Source organism: Endozoicomonas sp. ALC020, from assembly GCF_049275935.1.
Taxonomy (GTDB): domain Bacteria; phylum Pseudomonadota; class Gammaproteobacteria; order Pseudomonadales; family Endozoicomonadaceae; genus Endozoicomonas_A.
This window is the reverse complement of the sequence record NZ_CP184830.1, coordinates 6,357,841-6,375,707: the sequence shown is the minus strand read 5'-3', so window position 1 is coordinate 6,375,707 and position 17,867 is coordinate 6,357,841. Positions and strand designations below refer to the sequence as shown.

Sequence of the window (17,867 nt, the reverse complement as noted above, 5' to 3'; positions counted from 1 at the left end):
ACATCAGCAAACTTGGCCTCCATTATAAGAATGTCATACTTACAGAATGTTCCACTGGCGATAAACCGCGATATCAGGATATCGTCATATCCCGGGACACCCCGCCCAAGGCAACCGCTGTCGTTAGGTGGCATATGCCAGCATGTGATGACAGCACATGTGAACCCTATGCCAAGACGAAATCTGATCCTGCCAACCTATTAAAGTGTCCCTTTGACCATTACGGACATAGCACTGATGTAATGCTCGTTGTGGGTCAGAATATGGCCGGTTCAGGTGGCAGTTGCAGGCACGACAATTTTCGTGAATGACATTGGAAGAGGTCACTCGTCAACTCATCAGTAGGAGAGAAGTATGAAGCTGATTTCCAGACTAGCAGGGTCAATGATTCTTGCACTTGCGTTCGGAAGTGTTCACGCACTGGATCAATTTATTTATTTTATAAGAAATTATGATTCCGATCATAGCGCGTCCTACTCTTTCAGGGCTGGGTCAGACAGTCATTGCATGTACGGGGTATATAATCCGAAGACTGACTCAATGCCTCCCCATTACTTAAACATCAGCAAACTTGGCCTACATTATAAGAGTGACGTGCGTACAGAATGTTACAAAAGTGAAAAACCGCGATATCAGGATATCGTCGTATCCCGGGATACCCCTCCCAAGGCAACCGCAGTCGTTAGATGGTATATGCCAACCTGTGACGGATGTGGACCCTATGCTGAGAAGAGATCTGATCCTGCCAACCTGGTAAAGTGTCCCTTCGATTATTACGGAGATACCATTGATGTAATGGTCGTTGTAGGTCAGGATGTGCCCGGTTCAGGTGGCAGTTGCAGGCACGACAATTTTCGGGAATGACAGCGTAACAGTTTATGGTTGACTTATAACTGAGGGCTCTCTGAAGGTGGTGTTCTCTGTTCTTCAAACCATTGATTTTGATTTTCAACGCCAAAGATGTGTTCGTCGAAGCGAGAAGATTATGTAAAAAGCCATCGGTAAAAGCCATCAGTATGCCAGCCAAGTATGCTATGGGTATGGCCCTGACATCAGGGAGCTTTTTTCTGATTCCTCTGGCTTCCCTGTTTGCCAGCGCTAAGGGGTTGGTTGCTTCTGGATTGTTGGTACTTATCCGGCTCAGGCGCTGGGGGAGCTTCTGATCAGTGGTCTTGGCCTGGCGATGGTGGCTCAGCTGGTGCCTGAGCGTATGCATGGTTTCATTATGGGGTCCTGGTTTCTGATGACTTCAGCAGCCTCTGCAGTGGCTGGTTATGTGGCGAGCTTGACCGCTGTTGATTCCGTTCAGTCGGCGACCGCACTGGTTACTCTGCCAATTTACAGCCATTTCTTCGAAGTTATGGGTGTGATTTCAGCAGTGGTTGCCCTGATCATGTTTCTGACGACACCTAAACTGAACAGGTTGATGAATCCGGTAGAAAAAAGTCAGGAGAAATTGGCAACGGCCAGATTGTTCTGACATTTTAGTGTTATGAAAAGGGGGCTGTTTAGGTGGAGTGCGGAAGATATTGTTAATCATTACCAAGGTTTTAGACAAACCTATTTTTCAATGAAAAGGAGAATAAAAAAGAAGCTTTGTTCTACAGTGCCATGATAAGACTGGTGATAAGTCTTCGATAACTGCTGAAGATAGTCAAAAAATTGTGTAAAACGATAGTGCATGATTATTGCTATCCATCTGGAAAGATTGATAAACCCACAAGATAAAAGCCAGACGAAATTGGCAATAGCCTGATTATGAAGACCTTTTGGTGTTATAAAAAGACGACTGTTTAAACACGGTCGCCTTTTTTGGTGGTTTGCTCTGCTCAGGGCTGTCTGACAGCCGAATCAGTGGCAACAGCGGTTGGCTCGGCTTTTTGGAAGTTGGGGTGAACAACTGCTCGCAGAACGGTTTTATCTTCAAAATATATGGTCATGTCCTGGTACTTCCACTTGGTAATTGCGGGTTTTCCAACCGTTTCAGATATTTCAGGTGCTCCCAGACGATCCTTGACGGACTCCATGCTTTGACCTCTTTCCGGCAACAGAACTGTACTGCGAAGTTCAGCCGACTGACTGCCAACGGGCACCGCAATGGTGTCACCGGTTTCTGCTGCAAAAGCATTCTGGTTGAAACTGACAAGACCCAATAAGGTCATGGATAGGGCTAATGACGGTATTGATAACAGATGTTTCATGACAGGCATACTTTCTCGCTACTTTCTTATTCTCATGGGTTGGCTGCAACAGCTCTGCAGCCCCGGTTATCGTTGTGGGAGACTGTCGCTTTTGCAAGGAAATGCAAACAGCCTTATTGTACCGGGCCGTTGGGGTTATAATAGCGAACTTCGCAACTATTGACGCCTCATAAATTTTAAATGTTCAGACCATTACCGTTTTTTGTCGGCCTCAGATATACCCGGGCCAAACGAAGGAATCACTTCATTTCCTTTATTTCACTCATGTCGATGGTTGGGCTGACCCTGGGGGTCTGTGTACTGATTATTGTCATGTCAGTCATGAACGGTTTTGACCGGGAACTGAAACAGCGCATTCTGGGTATGGTTCCCCATGCCACCATTACGTCAGCATCGGGCGGTATGCAAGACTGGCAGAATATTCTGGAACAGGTCTCCGGACAGGATGGGATTGTTGCTGCAGCTCCTTTTGTGGATGGTCAGGGGATGCTGACCAGTGGCAGCCAGGTTCGTGGGGCCATGGTTTACGGGATTGATCCGGCCTACGAAGAGCAGGTTTCAATTGTTAATCAGCATATGGAGCAGGGATCTCTCGACAACCTGAAACCCGGAAGGTTTGGCATAGTGCTGGGTGAAATCATGGCCCAGTCTCTGGGGGTCACAACCGGTGACAAGGTGACCATGGTTCTACCCGAGGCGAATGTGAACCTTGCCGGTGTTTTCCCCAGACTCAAGCGTTTCACTGTGGTCGGTATCTTTTCGGTAGGTGCTGAAGTGGACGGCAGTCTGGCTTATATCAACATTCAGGATGCTGCACGATTCATGAGAGTCCCTGAAGGTGTTGAAGGCATTCGGCTGAAAATGGAAAATCTGTTTGCTGCACCCAAACTGGCCTGGGATGTAGCTATTCAGCTGCCCGGTCGTTACTACGTGCAGGACTGGACTCGAACCCAGGGGCAACTGTTTCAGGCGATCCAGATGGAAAAAACCATGGTGGGCCTGCTGTTGACGTTGATTGTTGCGGTAGCGGCATTCAATATCGTCTCTACTCTGGTGATGGTGGTGACTGACAAGCAATCAGATATCGCTATTCTGAGAACACTGGGCGCCAGTCCGAAAACTATCATGGGTATCTTTATGGTACAGGGCTCTCTCATTGGTGTTGTGGGCACATTACTGGGGGTTGTACTCGGTATTATTGCTGCCTTGAACGTTTCTGAAATTATTTCAGCTCTTGAGTCCTCACTGGGTATCCAGTTCCTCAGTCCGGACGTTTATTTTATCAGTTATCTGCCTTCTGAATTGCAGTGGCGCGATGTTGCTGTCATCAGTATTGCAGGTCTGTCCATGAGTTTCCTGGCTACTCTGTATCCTGCCTGGAGAGCGTCTAAAACCCGGCCAGCAGAGGCACTTCGTTATGACTGAGTCCGTAAAAGTAATATTGGAGTGCAGGGCACTTGCCAAAAGTTTTGATGAAGGCCCTGAAAAGCTGGAAGTATTGAAAGACCTGAATCTGGTAGTCGCTCCCTCTGAAAGGTTAGCGGTGGTGGGCAGTTCCGGTTCAGGGAAGACGACATTACTGCAACTGCTGGCCGGACTGGATTGTCCTTCTTCCGGTGAAATCAAAGTCTGCGGCCATGACCTGTCGACGATGAAAGAGGCCCGGCAGAATGAGCTGAGAAATCGCCACCTCGGTTTTGTGTACCAGTTTCATCATCTGTTACCCGAGTTCACCGCCCTGGAAAATGTCTCTATGCCTTTGCTGCTAAGAAAGAAAATGCCCATCAGGCAGATTAAGGAGAGAGCAGAACGGCTTTTGGAGGCAGTGGGGTTGCTGGCAAGGGCCAAACATAAGCCCGCAGAATTATCCGGTGGCGAGCGTCAGCGTGTAGCCATTGCCAGAGCCCTGGTCGGCGAACCTGATCTGGTGTTTATGGATGAACCAACGGGTAACCTTGATCCTAACACTGCTGAAAAAGTGCACGGTTTAATGGCGACTCTCAGCAGAGAGTTCAAGACCAGTTTTATTGTGGTAACCCATGACATGAATCTTGCCAGGCAGATGGATCGAGTTTTTCGACTGGAGTCTGGCAGGTTGATTATGGATTCTTAAGCCTGCCGCAGCTCCAAAAACGCTATGCCCACTGGCATGGTTAATGTGGCTCTGATAGCATGGGGCAAACGGCAATATTGCGGTTTGCCCCATGCATCTGCTACCGCACAGGGTGTGCAGGCTGCCTCGATACTGAGTACCTTCTTTCGATATTGTTGTCTTTTAATTCCTTTTATTCCCAAATGGTAGAGACCTATGCTTTCCTATTTGCTGGCTGGTGACCACGGTATTCCTCTGACTCTGATTGAAACTTCAGATTATGATCGTTGGTTTGATGAGCAGTCAGAGCCTCTTCAGAACTGGCTGACCTGCACAGACTACAAAGGAAAAGGCATCAGTCTGATCCCCGGTGAAGAAGGTGTCATGGGGCAGGTCATTGTGGGGGTTGAAGATCTCTCCAGTCACTTTATCTGCGGTGATCTGGTCAATCAGCTGCCAGCCGGAGACTACAAACTTCAGGGGGATGAAAACCTGCTCAAACTGGCTGCATTCAGCTGGGGACTGGGTGCCTATCAGTTTAACCGCTACAAAAAAACTGATCAGAAAGAGTGTCCAAGGTTGATTCTGCCGAGCCAGGCTCAGGTTGAAGAAGCTGAAAAGTATGTTAAAGCGGTGGCTAGCGTTCGTGATCTGGTAAACACCCCGGCAGGTGATATGATGCCTGAGCATTTGGGCGAGGCAGTGGCAAAGCTGGCTGAAGAGTTCGGTGGCAAAGTCAGTCAGATTGTAGGTGATGAGCTGTTGGCCCAAAATTACCCCACCATTCATGCGGTAGGCCGTGCCAGTAGCCATGCGCCACGACTTATCGATATGACCTGGGGTGACGAGAAGCATCCATTGATTACTCTGGTGGGTAAGGGCGTCTGCTTCGACAGTGGTGGTCTGGACATGAAAGGCTCAGCGGGTATGCGCTTGATGAAAAAAGATATGGGCGGTGCCGCTCACGTCATTGGACTGGCGCGTTTGATTATGGACTTCAATCTGCCTGTTCGTCTGAGAATGCTGATTCCAGCCGTAGAAAATGCGGTTGCCGGCAATGCCCTGCGTCCCGGCGATGTTGTGAAAACCCGCCAGGGTCTGACAGTAGAAATTCACAACACCGATGCAGAAGGTCGTCTGGTTTTGTGTGAGGCTCTGACCGAGGCCAGTGCCGAAAATCCTGAAATGATTGTCGATTTCGCCACGCTGACTGGCGCCTGCCGTATAGCCCTGGGTACTGAAGTGGGTGGCTTTTATACCGACGATACGGCTTTGGCGTGTGAACTGATGCAGGCAGGTGATAAAACGGAGGACCCGGTCTGGCGCCTGCCGTTGCACAAGGGCTACAAATACATGCTTAAAAGCGAAATCGCTGACATGACCAACTGTGCCAGGGAGCCTTATGGGGGTTCTATTACTGCGGCACTCTACCTGCAGGATTTTGTCGGCAAGGACATTCCCTGGGTTCACTTTGATATCATGGCCTGGAATATTCGTAATCAGCCAGGTCGTCCTGTAGGTGGAGAAGCTTTCGGGGTTCGTGCCATGTTTGAAGTACTGCTGGATCGCTACGGCCATTAATCTGACTGTTTGTCCCGTCCTGCAATCAATTGATTCAGGACGGGATAGCGGACGAGGTAATCTGTATTTTTGCAAGGCGAGGCTATCTGCCAGGCTGCCTTCTGCCAGCAGGCGATCAGTAGGAATCCTTCCAGACTGCTTCCCGGATAATAAGCAACAAGATACAGTGCGCTAGCCCCTGACTTTGGCACGGGTTGCCCGGCCAGGGCGACGCCCGGCAGTGCCCAGGCAACAATCTTCGATAAGCAGGTGTGGCAAGATTGATCATGTTATTGCTTCTGTCAGGTGCTAAATCGTTCATTCTACAAGTCAATTTCTTCTGAGCTTATAGATTTCTGGAATGTTAATTTATCTGTATTTAACCAAGCTGTTGATTCACAATTCCATCCCGGAATACAAAAATCTTCTGTGCAATGCACAGCATCAAACTCGGTAGCTACTCGTTCCCAGTCGATATAATCATCATTTTCTGCATGGGGGAAGTTTTTCACTAAATTTTCATATTTTTCAAAGGAATCAATCTTTAATATTTTTGCCGTTTCTGAAACTTTAAACTGAGCAGCATCGTTTCCTAACCAGAATCTCAAACTATTTTCTCTACACCACTCTATCCAGGCAGTTGTACATTTGCTGCTTGTGGCGTCTTTTTTTAGAGTGGAGGTCCAAAAAGCATTATCAGGTTTATCTGATGGTATTCTCAGCCACAATGGGATTGCGTTATTTTTAGTGATAGAAGAACTAAGTATGTGTCCGTTTTTTACTTTTGCCACTTTTCTGGTGGTGATTAATCTTTGCAAATCAAAGTATTCATTACCTCTGGGTATAAACACCTGAGATGAATGATAATCTTCAGACGTCGTAACTTGACTGGTTGCAGCACAGGCTTGAAAGTTTGTTGACCCAAAGGGCTGGATAGGGGCTGAATTCACAGTATATTCCTTTCATGTTTTCTTTCTAGAGTGCTCATTCATCATAAAGTTCATAACAATCTTGTTAGCGCATCTAACGTATGCTTCCAGTTCGTTCAGGTGCTTCGCCTTCATCACCCGACGCCCCTCTGGCTCAGGTTTGAATTGAGCGTTGAATTTGAAACCAGTGTAAGAATGAAGACGATCGTGCTATAACCCCAATGTCTGAGCCCATCACGCAAAGTAAATACCAAATCTTTGTAACTTTCACTAAGTCGGTAAAACTGGAAGTTGTCATGGTCTGGCGAAAAAAAGTGACCTCTCTGGCCGACCGAACCTTCAGGGAGTTTGTCAAGGAAAGGTGCGCCAAAAAGCCCTGATGCTTTCTAAGTGATCCAAATTCGCCAATCATCCGTAATAGCTCTAATATTGAGTTTTGAGACCTTACTTAATCACCGCAAGAAGGTGTTTTGTATGTTAAGAGTACTCTATCGTCTGCCTGACCTCGCCTTCGCCCAAAAGCTGAACGACCTTGCCGAAGCTGAAGGGGTCTCTCACAATCGAATCCACATCGCTCACAAAGATCATCTGGCGACGCAGAAAAAGCATTTGAATGATCTGTCCTTTATCGAAGAATACGACACGGTTCGTTCAGGTGAGAGAGGTTTTCTCATTGGTATCCTGCTGACAGTACTGACCGGCCTTGCGGTCCATGAATTAATGGCGGCGCATCCGGTTGCCCCGGTGGTCACTTTTTTCGCATGCATGGTGGTACTGGGTTACTCGACTTGGCTGGGGGGGTTGATCGGCGCTTCCAGTGACAACTTCAGGCTCCAGCCTTTCCATGATCACCTTGAACAGGGTGGCTCTGTAGTCATGCTGGATGTTGAATCCAATTCTGTTTCTAAACTGATGCGCGTCATCGCAATTCACATTCCTGAGGCGGAACCGGCTGGCAGTAGCCAAAGGCTGGACAACCCCTTCATGGGATCCTGGTTACTCAGAAAACATTCGTGAGGCAAGGTTATGAATCTGAAAACACTGACTGCCGTTGTTCGCCAAAAGCAGACACATCTGGAGCTGATTTCGGCTGAAGGTGACATCTATTTGTGCCGGATTAACGACAGGGAATGGCTTACCGAGCGTGCAGAAAATAAGCCCAAAGTCTTTCACAGCATTTTCGAGGCCAAATACACTTTAGGCAAGGATCTGTCGGATCAACTGGATATGGTGATGTTTTCAGCCTATGACGAAATGATCAGCTCAGGCGATTCCGGTGAAGGTAAAACTATCCGTCATGGGCTTTTAAAAATTGATCGATAGCCCGACACCATTGATCGCTTGATCGATCAGGCAACAGGTTCTGATCTCGTAAGTTGAGTCTGAATTCCACAACTGAGCGCCATTCCGTGGAGCCGGGATCAGGGCCGTGTCCCATGCCATCGCCTGTGGGTACTCTCGACTCTGCATACTCATACCAGCTTTCGGTACACATCGACTTTTCTTCTGGTCGACCATGATAAGAACACCCCGTCAGAAACAAGCCGATGACTAGCCCTGCCAGAAGATTGTGAGACTGCATCGCCTGCCCTCCTCCGTTTATTGAATCCCCGCTAAAAACCCCGTAATCATCACCGAGGACGTGAAGGCGGGGATCTGAGCCAGGCTTGCAAAGCAAGCCTCTGGAGCTATTCTACAATGGTCGTCTCTTCAGAGACGATAGCATTCTCCAATTTAAAAGCCTAAGCATCGATCGACCTTTGCAGAATTAATCAAGGTTCGCAGAAGAGAAAATGTCCGTTTTAGTCGATCAGACCTGCTTCACGTGCCTGGGCAGTGAGGGGCTCGCGGAAATCCGGATGAGAGATGGCAATCAGGGCTGCAGTACGGTCTTTGAGGGGTTTGTTGTGCACGTCGGCAACACCGTACTCTGTGACAATGAACATAGCGTCACTGCGTGGTGTGGTCACCGGTGTTCCGGCGGGCAGGGTCAGTTGAATGCGGGATTCCAGGCCGTTTTTGCCTTTGAAGACAGACGACAGGGCGATAAAGGACTTACCACCTTTGGACATGCCAGCGCCGCGAACAAAATCAAGCTGACCACCTGTGCATGAAATCTGGTTCAGACCAACACCTTCAGCCGCAATCTGGCCGGTCAGGTCGCACATCAAAGCTCCGTTGATGGAAATGAAATTATCCTGTTTAGCTATTTCTTCCGGCCTGTTCAGCGTTGACAGGGGCATGACATGGGTGTCGTCGTTGTTATCCAGAAAATCCAGAAGGTCCCGACTTCCTACAGCCAGTCCGTAAACCAGTTTGTTTTTGTCAATGGTTTTATTGCTGTTATCAATAGCGCCAATTTTAATCAGGTGCAGCAGGGAGTCTGTCATCATTTCCGAATGCACGCCCAGATTCTTTTTGTTTTCCAAACCATAGGCAACCGCATCTGAGAGTCCGCCAAAACCGATCTGAATGGTGTCTCCATCATTAATGTAAGGCAGAATGTGGCTCGCAATACTCTGTTCCAGTTCGCTTGGCTGGGCCTGTGGCGCGAAGGGCAGTTCGTGATTGCATTCAACCAGTTTGTCAATCTGGTCTACATGAACAAAGTTACTTTCACCTTTAAGATAGGGTACCTGGTCGTTAACAACCACGATCACCTTTTCGGCATTTTCGACCACGCTGTCGCCTAACAGGGCACCGATATGACCCAGACTCATAAAGCCATTTTCATCAGGTCGGGAAACTTCCATCAACAGAACATTCGGCTTCATGATGTTTTTCATAAAGCTCTGCGTCTGGGAAAAATGCACAGAATTAATCTTTATATTGCCATGAGGTCCCAGAAATTTTCTCTCCAGTGGCCCGGTAAATAAACAGTTGTAATTGATGTGGCCTTTAAATTCTGCCTTGAGAAAATCAAAAGGAAACATTAATAGTGCGCCGAACAATTCAACGTCTTTCAATTCATCTTTACGATGACAAAGCTGTTTAAGAACCGGGATAGCAACACCATTGGCACCACCAATCCAAACCCTGTCCCCGGACTGGATTTCATTTGCCGCACTTTCCAGGGGTGACCATTTACGATCGTAGGTTGATTGCCAGTTTTTGATATCAAATTGAGCAGTCATAGTGACTCCTTTTTTATTTGCACAGAGTGACCCGCCCCGAAAATATCTGTAACTCAGGGTCTTGTCTGGTAACGTTGAGGTCTTCACTTTACATCAATGTTCCATCAAAAACTTGGCAGAGTGCGCCATGTACTTGTTTGTTACCGACTGTCAATAAAGGGTTTGATTTGAGCCATATTTCGTACCGTTTTATTTTTAAACGTTGAAGGATTGGACATTGTGGTACTGCCTTGGCGACAAACCTGTCCAGCTTTTAAACGCTCTGGAAAAACTGCTCAAATCGCCAAACCCTAACTCATAGGCGACAGTGGAAAGGGGCGTATCGCCGGACTCAATCAGGGCAATCGCTTTTTCATGGCGTATTTTGTTAACCAGTTCCCGGTAACTCAGCCCCAGCTCTGTCAGTTTTCTCTGGAATGTACGACTGCTCATATTCATCAGGCTTGCCATTTCACCAGTCGTTGGCGGTATAAGCGGGCTCAACTCCAGGAGTGAGCGACTGACTTTTAAAACAAGGTTGCTTTTTTCGATCATTAACAGCTTTTTCTGAACCAGTGATTCATTTGCCTGAAGCAGCTCTGGGTCAGAGGTGCGCAGAGGCTGATCCAGTGCATCAACACTGAATTCTATGCGAAACTGAGACATGGAGAATTTCAGAGTACTTTCCAATTTCCCCTCAAGTCTTTTGTGGTATGTCGGTTGTTCAAATGGCAGGTGTATCGTGATTTTGGCTTCATTGTCCCAGCGTATTACCCTGGTAACAGCTGAAACCAGGGCCATCATGCCATGTGTGGTCAGGTTGACCTGTTTATCGAGAGCGTCACTGTCAATTAATAATAATGTGGCTGTCCCGGCTTTTTCATTGAAGATGATTCGGGTAGTTGTCGTGACCAATGATTGATACATCTCCAGTTTTTCAATTCGTTGCCTGAGTGATGCAGCACTCCATAAGACGATACCCAGCGACTTGATATCAAGCGGTTGGAGTGAAAGCCCCAGATCGACCGGTAACAGCGGGTTATCAGTTTGCTCCACGGCCCAGTAGAGCAGCCTGCGAGCGCCATCAACCGGGACTGGCCTGTCGCAGTATGACCAGCTTTCAAGAGGAATATTGAAATGCTCGGGAGGTAATGGATCCACCCCATGTTTCTGTAATTGCAGATTAATCAGGTCAAACCAGCGTCCACTGACCGTTCCGCGGTATTTATTAATCACTTCCGATGATGAATCGTTAAAAGACATTTTACGGTACATAAATTTCCGGTTCGTTGAAGAGGTGTGCTGGTAAACGTGCAAACTTGATGGATTAAACTTTCAACCTGGTCTGGGGGGCGACTGGCAGTCCAGCGACGAAAGGCGCATGAAGTTCCGGCGTGTTTGCCATTGTGGTAATGTTTGCATCACTGTCGTTCGGCACTTTTAATGCCTGTTTCAGATTATACCGCTCAAAAAGAGACTTGAAACGGATACTTTCGTGATTCAAACAACGAGCTAACTTCCTTTGGCTGTGATTGCTTTTTCGGCAGAAGACAGTGTCAGAGAGCGAATATACCTATTGTTCATGTGATTTACTGATTAATGTCTCGAGGGAAACCCTTCCCATTACCGTTCAATCCACAATGACGTGTCATCTCGGACTCTCTATCCTCACTGCTGAGTTCAATAAATGAACAGGAAAAAAGCTTTAAAGGCCAATAAACGATGGGTAAAGCTGATTTTTATCCCACGCATAAAGATCAACAGGGTCAGGGGCAAAGTGACTCAATGCCTCCACTGAAATGACCACTGAGCCAGCTGGCGGAAAAGTAATAGTGAACTTACTCTGTAGAATAACGGTCTAAATATATAACTTATATCAATAATGCAGAGGGCCTGATCCATTAGTTTTGGGCACTTGATTTGTGTGAACTGCTTATAAAATGATCGCCCGATAGGTGATTTCCGTTATATCCAGGGGCCTTTCAGACGAGGGGAATGGTACGGAAAGATTGATGAGCAAACAGCCAAAAGCCGGGAGCTCAGCCTTTCCCCGATCGTCAACTGATTGTCTGAAAGGGCGTCAATTTCATTATAAATAAAGTGGGGTATGGTATGGGTGAAACTCAATCTCTATTCGAACGCATGGCCAGCACGAGCCTGGTTCTGAGGATAATCGCAGGTATTGTAATGGGGGCAGGCCTTGGGGTCGTCGCTCCTGATACCGCTATCTCTTTCTCTTTGCTGGGTTCTCTGTTCGTTGGTTCCCTCAAAGCAATAGCACCTGTTCTGGTCTTTGTACTAGTGGTGGCTTCTATTGCCAACCAGAAGAAAGGTCAGCACACCAACATGAGGCCCATCATCAGCCTCTACCTGATCGGCACCCTGGCGGCCTCTCTGACGGCCGTTGCCATGAGCTTTGCTTTTCCGGTTACTCTCACTCTGGTCACTAATGAAGCCAGTGCCAACCCGCCCCAGGGCATTGGTGAAGTTCTGAACACCCTGTTGTTCAACATTGTCCAGAATCCCGTTGAAGCTCTGATGACCGGTAATTTTATCGGTATTCTGACATGGGCTATCGCACTGGGGCTTGCTCTGCATCGTGCTTCTGATAGCACCAAGCGTTTTATTCATGACCTTTCCGATGCGGTATCCAACGTCGTTCGGTTTGTTATCCAGCTGGCACCTTTTGGTATCTTCGGTCTGGTCGCCAACACCATAGCCCAGACTGGTTTCTCTGCTCTGGCTGAGTACGGGCAGCTGTTGATGGCTCTGATCGGTTGTATGCTGATTATTGCGCTGGTCGTGAACCCGCTGATCGTGTTCGCCAAACTCAGGCGCAACCCATACCCACTGATTTTCCAATGCCTGCGTGAAAGTGGTGTAACCGCATTTTTCACCCGTAGCTCCGCCGCTAACATTCCAGTGAACATGGAGCTTTGCAAAAAGTTGAACCTGCATGAGGATACATACTCTGTATCCATTCCTCTGGGAGCGACCATCAACATGGCGGGCGCTGCCATCACCATCACTGTAATGACTCTTGCTGCTGTCAATACTCTGGGTATCCAGGTGGACATGCCAACGGCTCTGATTCTGAGTCTGATTGCTGCTGTGTCTGCCTGCGGCGCCTCAGGTGTGGCAGGTGGCTCTTTGCTGCTGATTCCTCTGGCTTGCAGCCTGTTCGGCATCTCTGCTGATGTGGCTATGCAGGTTGTTGCCGTTGGTTTTATCATCGGTGTTATTCAGGATTCTGCTGAAACGGCATTGAACAGTTCAACCGACGTTTTGTTTACTGCTGCAGCCTGTATCTCTGCTGAAGAGAATGGTCAGGCTGTCGATGTCATCCGGCAAGCTAATGCCTGAGACTGAAGTATTTTTCAGTACTTAAAAAAAACCGCCAGCTGATTCTGGCGGTTTTTGTATTGGTTGAAGCAATCAGGAATCCCTGAGGTCGAACCGGTCAAGATCCATCACTTTCAGCCAGGCGGCAGCGAAGTCGTGAACAAACTTCTCACCGGCGTCGTCCGAACCATAGACTTCGGCTACTGCACGGAGTTCGGAGTTTGAACCAAAAATCAGATCTACCCGGGTTGCGCTCCACTGACTGGCCCCGGTTTTACGATCGTGTCCTTCAAAAATATTTTCATCCACCGATGTAGCTTTCCACTCAGTGTCCATATTCAGCAGATTGATAAAGAAATCATTGCTCAGGGCATCTGATTTAGAGGTGAAAACCCCATGCTGACTCTGGTCACTGTTGGTATTCAGAACACGCATGCCACCAACAAGTACCGTCATTTCAGGGATAGTCAGGGTCAACAGCTGAGCCTTGTCGATTAAAAGTGCTTCCGCAGGAACATCCATAGTATTTTTTTGATAGTTTCTGAAGCCGTCCGCTAGAGGCTCCAGTAGCCGGAAGCTCTGAACATCCGTTTGCTGCTGTAAAGCATCCATACGACCAGGGTTGAATTTCAGGTCAATAGTGTAGCCTGCATTTTTAGCAGACTGTTCAACAGCGGCACAACCACCCAGGACAATCAGGTCGGCCAGGGAAATCTTTTTGTTACCTGATTGAGAACCATTGAACGCTTGCTGGATATCTTCAAGCTGCTGCAGAACGCGAGTAAGTTGTTCTGGCCTGTTGACCTCCCAACTTTTCTGGGGCTCCAGCCGGATTCTGGCGCCATTGGCGCCACCACGCATATCCGAGCCTCTGAAGGTTGAGGCAGAAGCCCAGGCGGTTGATACCAGTTCACTGATTGAGAGAGTAGAACCCAGAATCTGTTGCTTGAGCGCAGCCTGATCCTCCCTATTGATCAGTTCATGATCAACAGAAGGAATGGGGTCTTGCCAGATCATTACTTCGCTGGGCACTTCCGGACCCAGGTAGCGTGAAATGGGTCCCATGTCCCGATGAGTCAGCTTAAACCAGGCTCGGGCAAAGGCATCGGCAAACTGATCCGGATGTTCATAAAAGTTTCTGGATATCTTTTCATAAGCTGCGTCAAAACGAAGTGACAGATCGGTAGTCAGCATGGTGGGCTGATGACGTTTTGTTGGATCATGGGCATCAGGAATAGTGTCTTCACTGTCTTTGGCCACCCATTGATAGGCTCCGGCCGGACTTTTGGTTAGTTCCCATTCGTGTTGGAACAGATTTTCAAAATACAGGTTGCTCCACTGGGTTGGCTGGCTGGTCCAGGTCACTTCCGGACCACCCGTAATGGTATCGCCGGCTTTTCCAGATCCATGGCTGCTGCTCCATCCCAGTCCCTGCTCGGTTATGTCTGCTGCTTCGGGTTCAGGACCGACCAGAGATGGGTCACCCGCCCCGTGACACTTGCCAAAAGTATGGCCACCTGCAATCAGGGCAACGGTCTCCTCATCGTCCATCGCCATGCGTGCAAAAGTACTCCGGATTTCCATAGCAGCAGCTTTTGGGTCAGGATTGCCATTAGGACCTTCGGGGTTAACATAGATCAGGCCCATCTCGACGGCGGCCAGTGGCTTTTCCAGATTACGTTCACCGATGTGGCGCTCGTCTCCCAGCCAGGTTTTCTCGTTGCCCCAGTAAATATCTTTTTCTGATTCCCAGATATCTACTCGCCCGCCGGCAAAGCCAAAGGTTTTAAAGCCCATTGTTTCCAGAGCCACATTACCTGTCAGAATCAGCAGGTCAGCCCAGGACAGTTTTCGGCCGTATTTCTGTTTAACAGGCCAGAGCAAACGACGGGCCTTGTCGAGATTGGCATTATCTGGCCAACTGTTAAGGGGGGCAAAACGCTGGCTACCCGTTCCTGCACCACCACGGCCATCAAGATTGCGATAGGTTCCGGCACTGTGCCAGGCCATCCGGACAAAGAGAGGACCATAATGACCAAAGTCGGCGGGCCACCAGGACTGGGAGTCGGTCATCAGTGATGTGAGGTCGGTCTTGACCGCCCCGAAATCCAGGCTGTTGAACTCAGCCGCATAATCGAAATGCGCACCCATCGGGTTTGAAGCACCACCGTGTTGACGCAGAATTTCCAGATTTAATCGATTGGGCCACCAATCCTGGTTGGAAGTACCACTGCCAGCGGCATGATGCATAATCGGACATTGATTAACAGACATACAAAGCCTCCGATTCGTTCCTGTAGAAACGCAGAACAAACTTCTTAAGGTCAAGGTAGCCGCTCAGAAAGTGTCAGAGAGGTCGCCTGACTAGGAGCCTGACCGAGAATAGACTGCCCTACTGCGGTGGCAGCAAATTGGTCTGAAAATCCGCTTTTGTTCGTCAAATAGCTCGCTATTCTCCTCACAAAACCGAATTTTCATCCTCAATTTTCTGCCGTCCTCGCTACGGGCGCTATTCTCGGTCAGGCTCCTAGGACGAGGCCACCCAGATGCAGTCGGACTTAAGTCAAAAGGATCGGATGATTGTGAAGTTTAAGAGCCATTGGCTGTGTAAGCAAATGAAACAGTGACTTCATTTGAGTAAGGTTTTAGTCTCAGTCAATCACTGCTTCAATAAGTTCCGGATCAATGATCAAAGTCCCTGAGCAAGCTGAACTGACCGAGGCATGAAACTTTGCGATCAAACGACCAGATGGTTTTGCATCGAAGCCCGTAAGTACTCAACCATAGGAAATCATATTTTCTGACTCATTGCTCAGGTGCTCGCGGCAACTGCTCCTGCGTTGCTCTGGCTCCTGCATCCATACAAAGTCCATCTGTCTTGCAGTTTTCTCAGCAAGTTCCTGACTGTGCAGTAAACTCACCAGAGAAAGACTCATATCGATTCCGGCGGTAATACCGGCTGATGTCATGATAGAGCCGTCTTTTACCCAGCGCTGGTCTGAGACCACATCCAGTTTTGGATAATGTTGCCTCAGGTCAGGAATATCTTCCCAGTGAGTAGTGACTTTCTGATCGGTTAGAATGCCCGCTTCGGCCAGGATAAAAGCGCCAGTGCAAACGGATGTTGTCATGTGTGCACTGGCTGAAAAAGTTCGAAGCCAGTCCAGTACCTGAGGCTTTTTCAATTCAGCATCATGAACGCCGCCAACCACCATCAGTAAGTCAACAGGGGGGTGGTTGTAGAATCCATAGTCAGGGTTCACGCTGTATCCGGCTCGGGCAGTAACGGTTTCACCAGTCTCTCCTATCAGAAAGACATTAAAAGGCTCGCCGTCTGCACAGACCCGGCTGGCTGTTGAAAACACTTCATAAGGACCGGAAAAATCCAGTACTTCTGCATTGTCGTATATATAGATGGCAATGTTCATGGATTCTTATTCTTGATTTGAGTGCTATTCAGTTTCTCGAATATAAAGAGACCCGGCCAGCGAGACAAGCGATAAAGCAGAGAAATATGTCTCGGCGAATTTCGAACCCCTCGCAGCACTCAAAGTCACTGACTTCAAAGCCCATCTTTTGTCACCAGATTTTTGTCTGAATTTCGGCTCAAAAAGGACATCAGTTGTTCTAAATTCGGATTTGCGAACAGGGTAAACAGGACGCGTTCACAAGATTCCCCTGCAACCAGACTCATCTTGTTCACTTTGTGTTCCGACCAGAGGTTCTCGAAAAAAAAGCAGCCACTTTCTGGATAGGAATACGTTTTGACCGTTTCAGGAATGTAGCTTGGCGTATAAAAAAACTTAGAATAAAGTCTGGAAAAAAACGTTTCTTGTGCTCGTTCAGCAAAAGACAACTCTCCGCCGGAGTATGTACCGTTTTCCTGCTCGCATGGCGAAACCACTGTTGTCATTGATAAACTGGTCCAGTCATAATGCCAACCCAGATGCGATATTTCCGGGAAGTCTGAATTAAGCGTATATTTTAGTATGCTGGAGTGAAATGGCAATCTCTGATCGGACCAATTGCCTAGTTGAGCCATTTTTTCCAGGCTGGAACAGGTGAAATCAGCCACTGATTCAGTGACATTTTTTTTCTCAAGATAGTCTCTCACCTGGTCTTCGTCAGCTAATTTACAAGACCTGTCAAATGCGATAACGGGTGCCAGCATTTCACCTGAACAAAATGCCCCGAGCACTGGCACATTATAGCGATCCTTGTGGGGACTGCTGTCCAGGAAATTTGGGTAGTATTTCATTTCTTTTTCATGGGCCAGATACTCTAATCCGTTATCGGCAAAGGCATCAAAGCTTCTGGCTTCTTTTGCGTCCTTGCATACCTTAAGCATTAAGTTTTTATCTAAAAAGTTATCGTATCTGGCAATAAACCGGCCATTAAATGTTGGTTGAGTGGTATCATCTGTCTCTTGACCGATTTTAGCGCGCCATTGGTCGAGCAGTCTGTTATTGTTTCCTGGCTGAATTCTTGCCGTTTCCATCATCAAGTCCTCCTTGAAAAATTAAATGGTCAACCTCTCTAACTTGGTACAAAAGTTCTGATCATTCTTTAAATTTGACATTGGCAGTTATGAAAAAGTTCCATGCTGATTTCAACGGCGTTTTGCATCTCT

17 protein-coding genes are annotated in these 17,867 nt (G+C 47.9%); 9 read left to right on the top strand and 8 right to left on the bottom strand.

Going from position 1 to position 17,867, the window contains the following annotated elements:
• Positions 1-594 precede the first annotated feature (594 nt).
• The 3 genes from ACOJUO_RS23825 (at position 595) to ACOJUO_RS23815 (ending at position 1,480) form a co-directional block, all read left to right on the top strand.
• Positions 595-864 (top strand): hypothetical protein, encoded by a 270-nt coding sequence (locus ACOJUO_RS23825; protein WP_422138391.1) that lies wholly within the window; start codon positions 595-597, stop codon positions 862-864.
• A 71-nt stretch (positions 865-935) separates the two neighbouring features.
• Complete coding sequence (locus ACOJUO_RS23820; RefSeq protein WP_422138390.1) at positions 936-1,163, top strand: hypothetical protein; 228 nt, start codon at positions 936-938, stop codon at positions 1,161-1,163.
• A complete protein-coding gene (locus tag ACOJUO_RS23815) occupies positions 1,121-1,480 on the top strand; it encodes a hypothetical protein (protein WP_422140096.1) in 360 nt (119 codons plus the stop codon). The genes ACOJUO_RS23820 and ACOJUO_RS23815 overlap by 43 nt, the downstream gene beginning before the upstream one ends.
• A gap of 349 nt (positions 1,481-1,829) precedes the next feature.
• Here ACOJUO_RS23815 and ACOJUO_RS23810 read toward each other — a convergent pair whose 3' ends face one another.
• Positions 1,830-2,201, bottom strand: a complete 372-nt coding sequence (locus tag ACOJUO_RS23810) for a hypothetical protein (RefSeq protein WP_422134364.1) — start codon at positions 2,199-2,201, stop codon at positions 1,830-1,832.
• Positions 2,202-2,381: 180 nt separating this feature from the next.
• Between ACOJUO_RS23810 and ACOJUO_RS23805 the strand changes: the two genes are divergently transcribed.
• From ACOJUO_RS23805 to ACOJUO_RS23795, 3 genes are all read left to right on the top strand, one after another.
• Positions 2,382-3,626 (top strand): lipoprotein-releasing ABC transporter permease subunit, encoded by a 1,245-nt coding sequence (locus ACOJUO_RS23805; RefSeq protein WP_422138389.1) that lies wholly within the window; start codon positions 2,382-2,384, stop codon positions 3,624-3,626.
• Positions 3,619-4,314 carry an ABC transporter ATP-binding protein gene (locus ACOJUO_RS23800; protein ID WP_422138388.1) on the top strand — a complete coding sequence of 232 codons (696 nt, stop codon included), beginning with the start codon at positions 3,619-3,621 and terminating at the stop codon, positions 4,312-4,314. Before ACOJUO_RS23805 ends, ACOJUO_RS23800 begins: the two co-directional genes overlap by 8 nt.
• 195 nt (positions 4,315-4,509) lie before the next feature.
• Positions 4,510-5,874, top strand: a complete 1,365-nt coding sequence (locus ACOJUO_RS23795; RefSeq protein WP_422134361.1) for a leucyl aminopeptidase family protein — start codon at positions 4,510-4,512, stop codon at positions 5,872-5,874.
• A 302-nt stretch (positions 5,875-6,176) separates the two neighbouring features.
• On the opposite strand, the gene ACOJUO_RS23790 is transcribed toward ACOJUO_RS23795, so the two are convergent.
• Positions 6,177-6,803 (bottom strand): hypothetical protein, encoded by a 627-nt coding sequence (locus ACOJUO_RS23790; protein WP_422138387.1) that lies wholly within the window; start codon positions 6,801-6,803, stop codon positions 6,177-6,179.
• Positions 6,804-7,256: 453 nt separating this feature from the next.
• On the opposite strand from ACOJUO_RS23790, the gene ACOJUO_RS23785 reads away from it, so the two are divergent.
• Positions 7,257-7,799 (top strand): hypothetical protein, encoded by a 543-nt coding sequence (locus tag ACOJUO_RS23785; RefSeq protein ID WP_422134358.1) that lies wholly within the window; start codon positions 7,257-7,259, stop codon positions 7,797-7,799.
• A 9-nt stretch (positions 7,800-7,808) separates the two neighbouring features.
• On the top strand, positions 7,809-8,105 hold the full coding sequence (locus tag ACOJUO_RS23780; RefSeq protein ID WP_422134357.1) for a DUF6482 family protein: 297 nt from the start codon (positions 7,809-7,811) through the stop codon (positions 8,103-8,105).
• On the opposite strand, the gene ACOJUO_RS23775 is transcribed toward ACOJUO_RS23780, so the two are convergent.
• From ACOJUO_RS23775 to ACOJUO_RS23765, 3 genes are all read right to left on the bottom strand, one after another.
• Positions 8,088-8,300, bottom strand: coding sequence for a hypothetical protein (locus tag ACOJUO_RS23775; RefSeq protein WP_422134356.1), 213 nt, complete (start codon positions 8,298-8,300; stop codon positions 8,088-8,090). The two genes, ACOJUO_RS23780 and ACOJUO_RS23775, sit on opposite strands and share 18 nt — an antisense overlap.
• 284 nt (positions 8,301-8,584) lie before the next feature.
• Complete coding sequence (locus tag ACOJUO_RS23770) at positions 8,585-9,916, bottom strand: acetyl-CoA hydrolase/transferase family protein (protein WP_422134355.1); 1,332 nt, start codon at positions 9,914-9,916, stop codon at positions 8,585-8,587.
• 195 nt (positions 9,917-10,111) lie between these two features.
• Positions 10,112-11,158, bottom strand: coding sequence for a helix-turn-helix domain-containing protein (locus tag ACOJUO_RS23765; RefSeq protein WP_422138386.1), 1,047 nt, complete (start codon positions 11,156-11,158; stop codon positions 10,112-10,114).
• A gap of 849 nt (positions 11,159-12,007) precedes the next feature.
• Between ACOJUO_RS23765 and sstT the strand changes: the two genes are divergently transcribed.
• Positions 12,008-13,258 (top strand): serine/threonine transporter SstT, encoded by a 1,251-nt coding sequence (sstT, locus tag ACOJUO_RS23760; RefSeq protein ID WP_422138385.1) that lies wholly within the window; start codon positions 12,008-12,010, stop codon positions 13,256-13,258.
• Between the two features lie 72 nt (positions 13,259-13,330).
• On the opposite strand, the gene katG is transcribed toward sstT, so the two are convergent.
• The 3 genes from katG to ACOJUO_RS23745 form a co-directional block, all read right to left on the bottom strand.
• Positions 13,331-15,511: a catalase/peroxidase HPI gene (gene katG, locus ACOJUO_RS23755; protein WP_422134352.1), complete on the bottom strand. Its 2,181-nt coding sequence runs from the start codon at positions 15,509-15,511 to the stop codon at positions 13,331-13,333.
• Between the two features lie 503 nt (positions 15,512-16,014).
• Positions 16,015-16,665: a DJ-1/PfpI family protein gene (locus ACOJUO_RS23750; protein ID WP_422138384.1), complete on the bottom strand. Its 651-nt coding sequence runs from the start codon at positions 16,663-16,665 to the stop codon at positions 16,015-16,017.
• A gap of 134 nt (positions 16,666-16,799) precedes the next feature.
• Positions 16,800-17,738, bottom strand: coding sequence for a hypothetical protein (locus ACOJUO_RS23745; protein ID WP_422138383.1), 939 nt, complete (start codon positions 17,736-17,738; stop codon positions 16,800-16,802).
• Positions 17,739-17,867 lie beyond the last annotated feature (129 nt).

Coding starts and splice junctions, on each gene's coding strand:
- ACOJUO_RS23810 (WP_422134364.1), bottom strand. CDS start 2,201: ATGAAACATCTGTTATCAATACCGTCATTAGCCCTATCCATGACCTTA.
- ACOJUO_RS23805 (WP_422138389.1), top strand. CDS start 2,382: ATGTTCAGACCATTACCGTTTTTTGTCGGCCTCAGATATACCCGGGCC.
- ACOJUO_RS23800 (WP_422138388.1), top strand. CDS start 3,619: ATGACTGAGTCCGTAAAAGTAATATTGGAGTGCAGGGCACTTGCCAAA.
- ACOJUO_RS23795 (WP_422134361.1), top strand. CDS start 4,510: ATGCTTTCCTATTTGCTGGCTGGTGACCACGGTATTCCTCTGACTCTG.
- ACOJUO_RS23785 (WP_422134358.1), top strand. CDS start 7,257: ATGTTAAGAGTACTCTATCGTCTGCCTGACCTCGCCTTCGCCCAAAAG.
- ACOJUO_RS23780 (WP_422134357.1), top strand. CDS start 7,809: ATGAATCTGAAAACACTGACTGCCGTTGTTCGCCAAAAGCAGACACAT.
- ACOJUO_RS23775 (WP_422134356.1), bottom strand. CDS start 8,300: ATGGTCGACCAGAAGAAAAGTCGATGTGTACCGAAAGCTGGTATGAGT.
- ACOJUO_RS23770 (WP_422134355.1), bottom strand. CDS start 9,916: ATGACTGCTCAATTTGATATCAAAAACTGGCAATCAACCTACGATCGT.
- ACOJUO_RS23765 (WP_422138386.1), bottom strand. CDS start 11,158: ATGTCTTTTAACGATTCATCATCGGAAGTGATTAATAAATACCGCGGA.
- sstT (WP_422138385.1), top strand. CDS start 12,008: ATGGGTGAAACTCAATCTCTATTCGAACGCATGGCCAGCACGAGCCTG.
- katG (WP_422134352.1), bottom strand. CDS start 15,511: ATGTCTGTTAATCAATGTCCGATTATGCATCATGCCGCTGGCAGTGGT.
- ACOJUO_RS23750 (WP_422138384.1), bottom strand. CDS start 16,665: ATGAACATTGCCATCTATATATACGACAATGCAGAAGTACTGGATTTT.
- ACOJUO_RS23745 (WP_422138383.1), bottom strand. CDS start 17,738: ATGATGGAAACGGCAAGAATTCAGCCAGGAAACAATAACAGACTGCTC.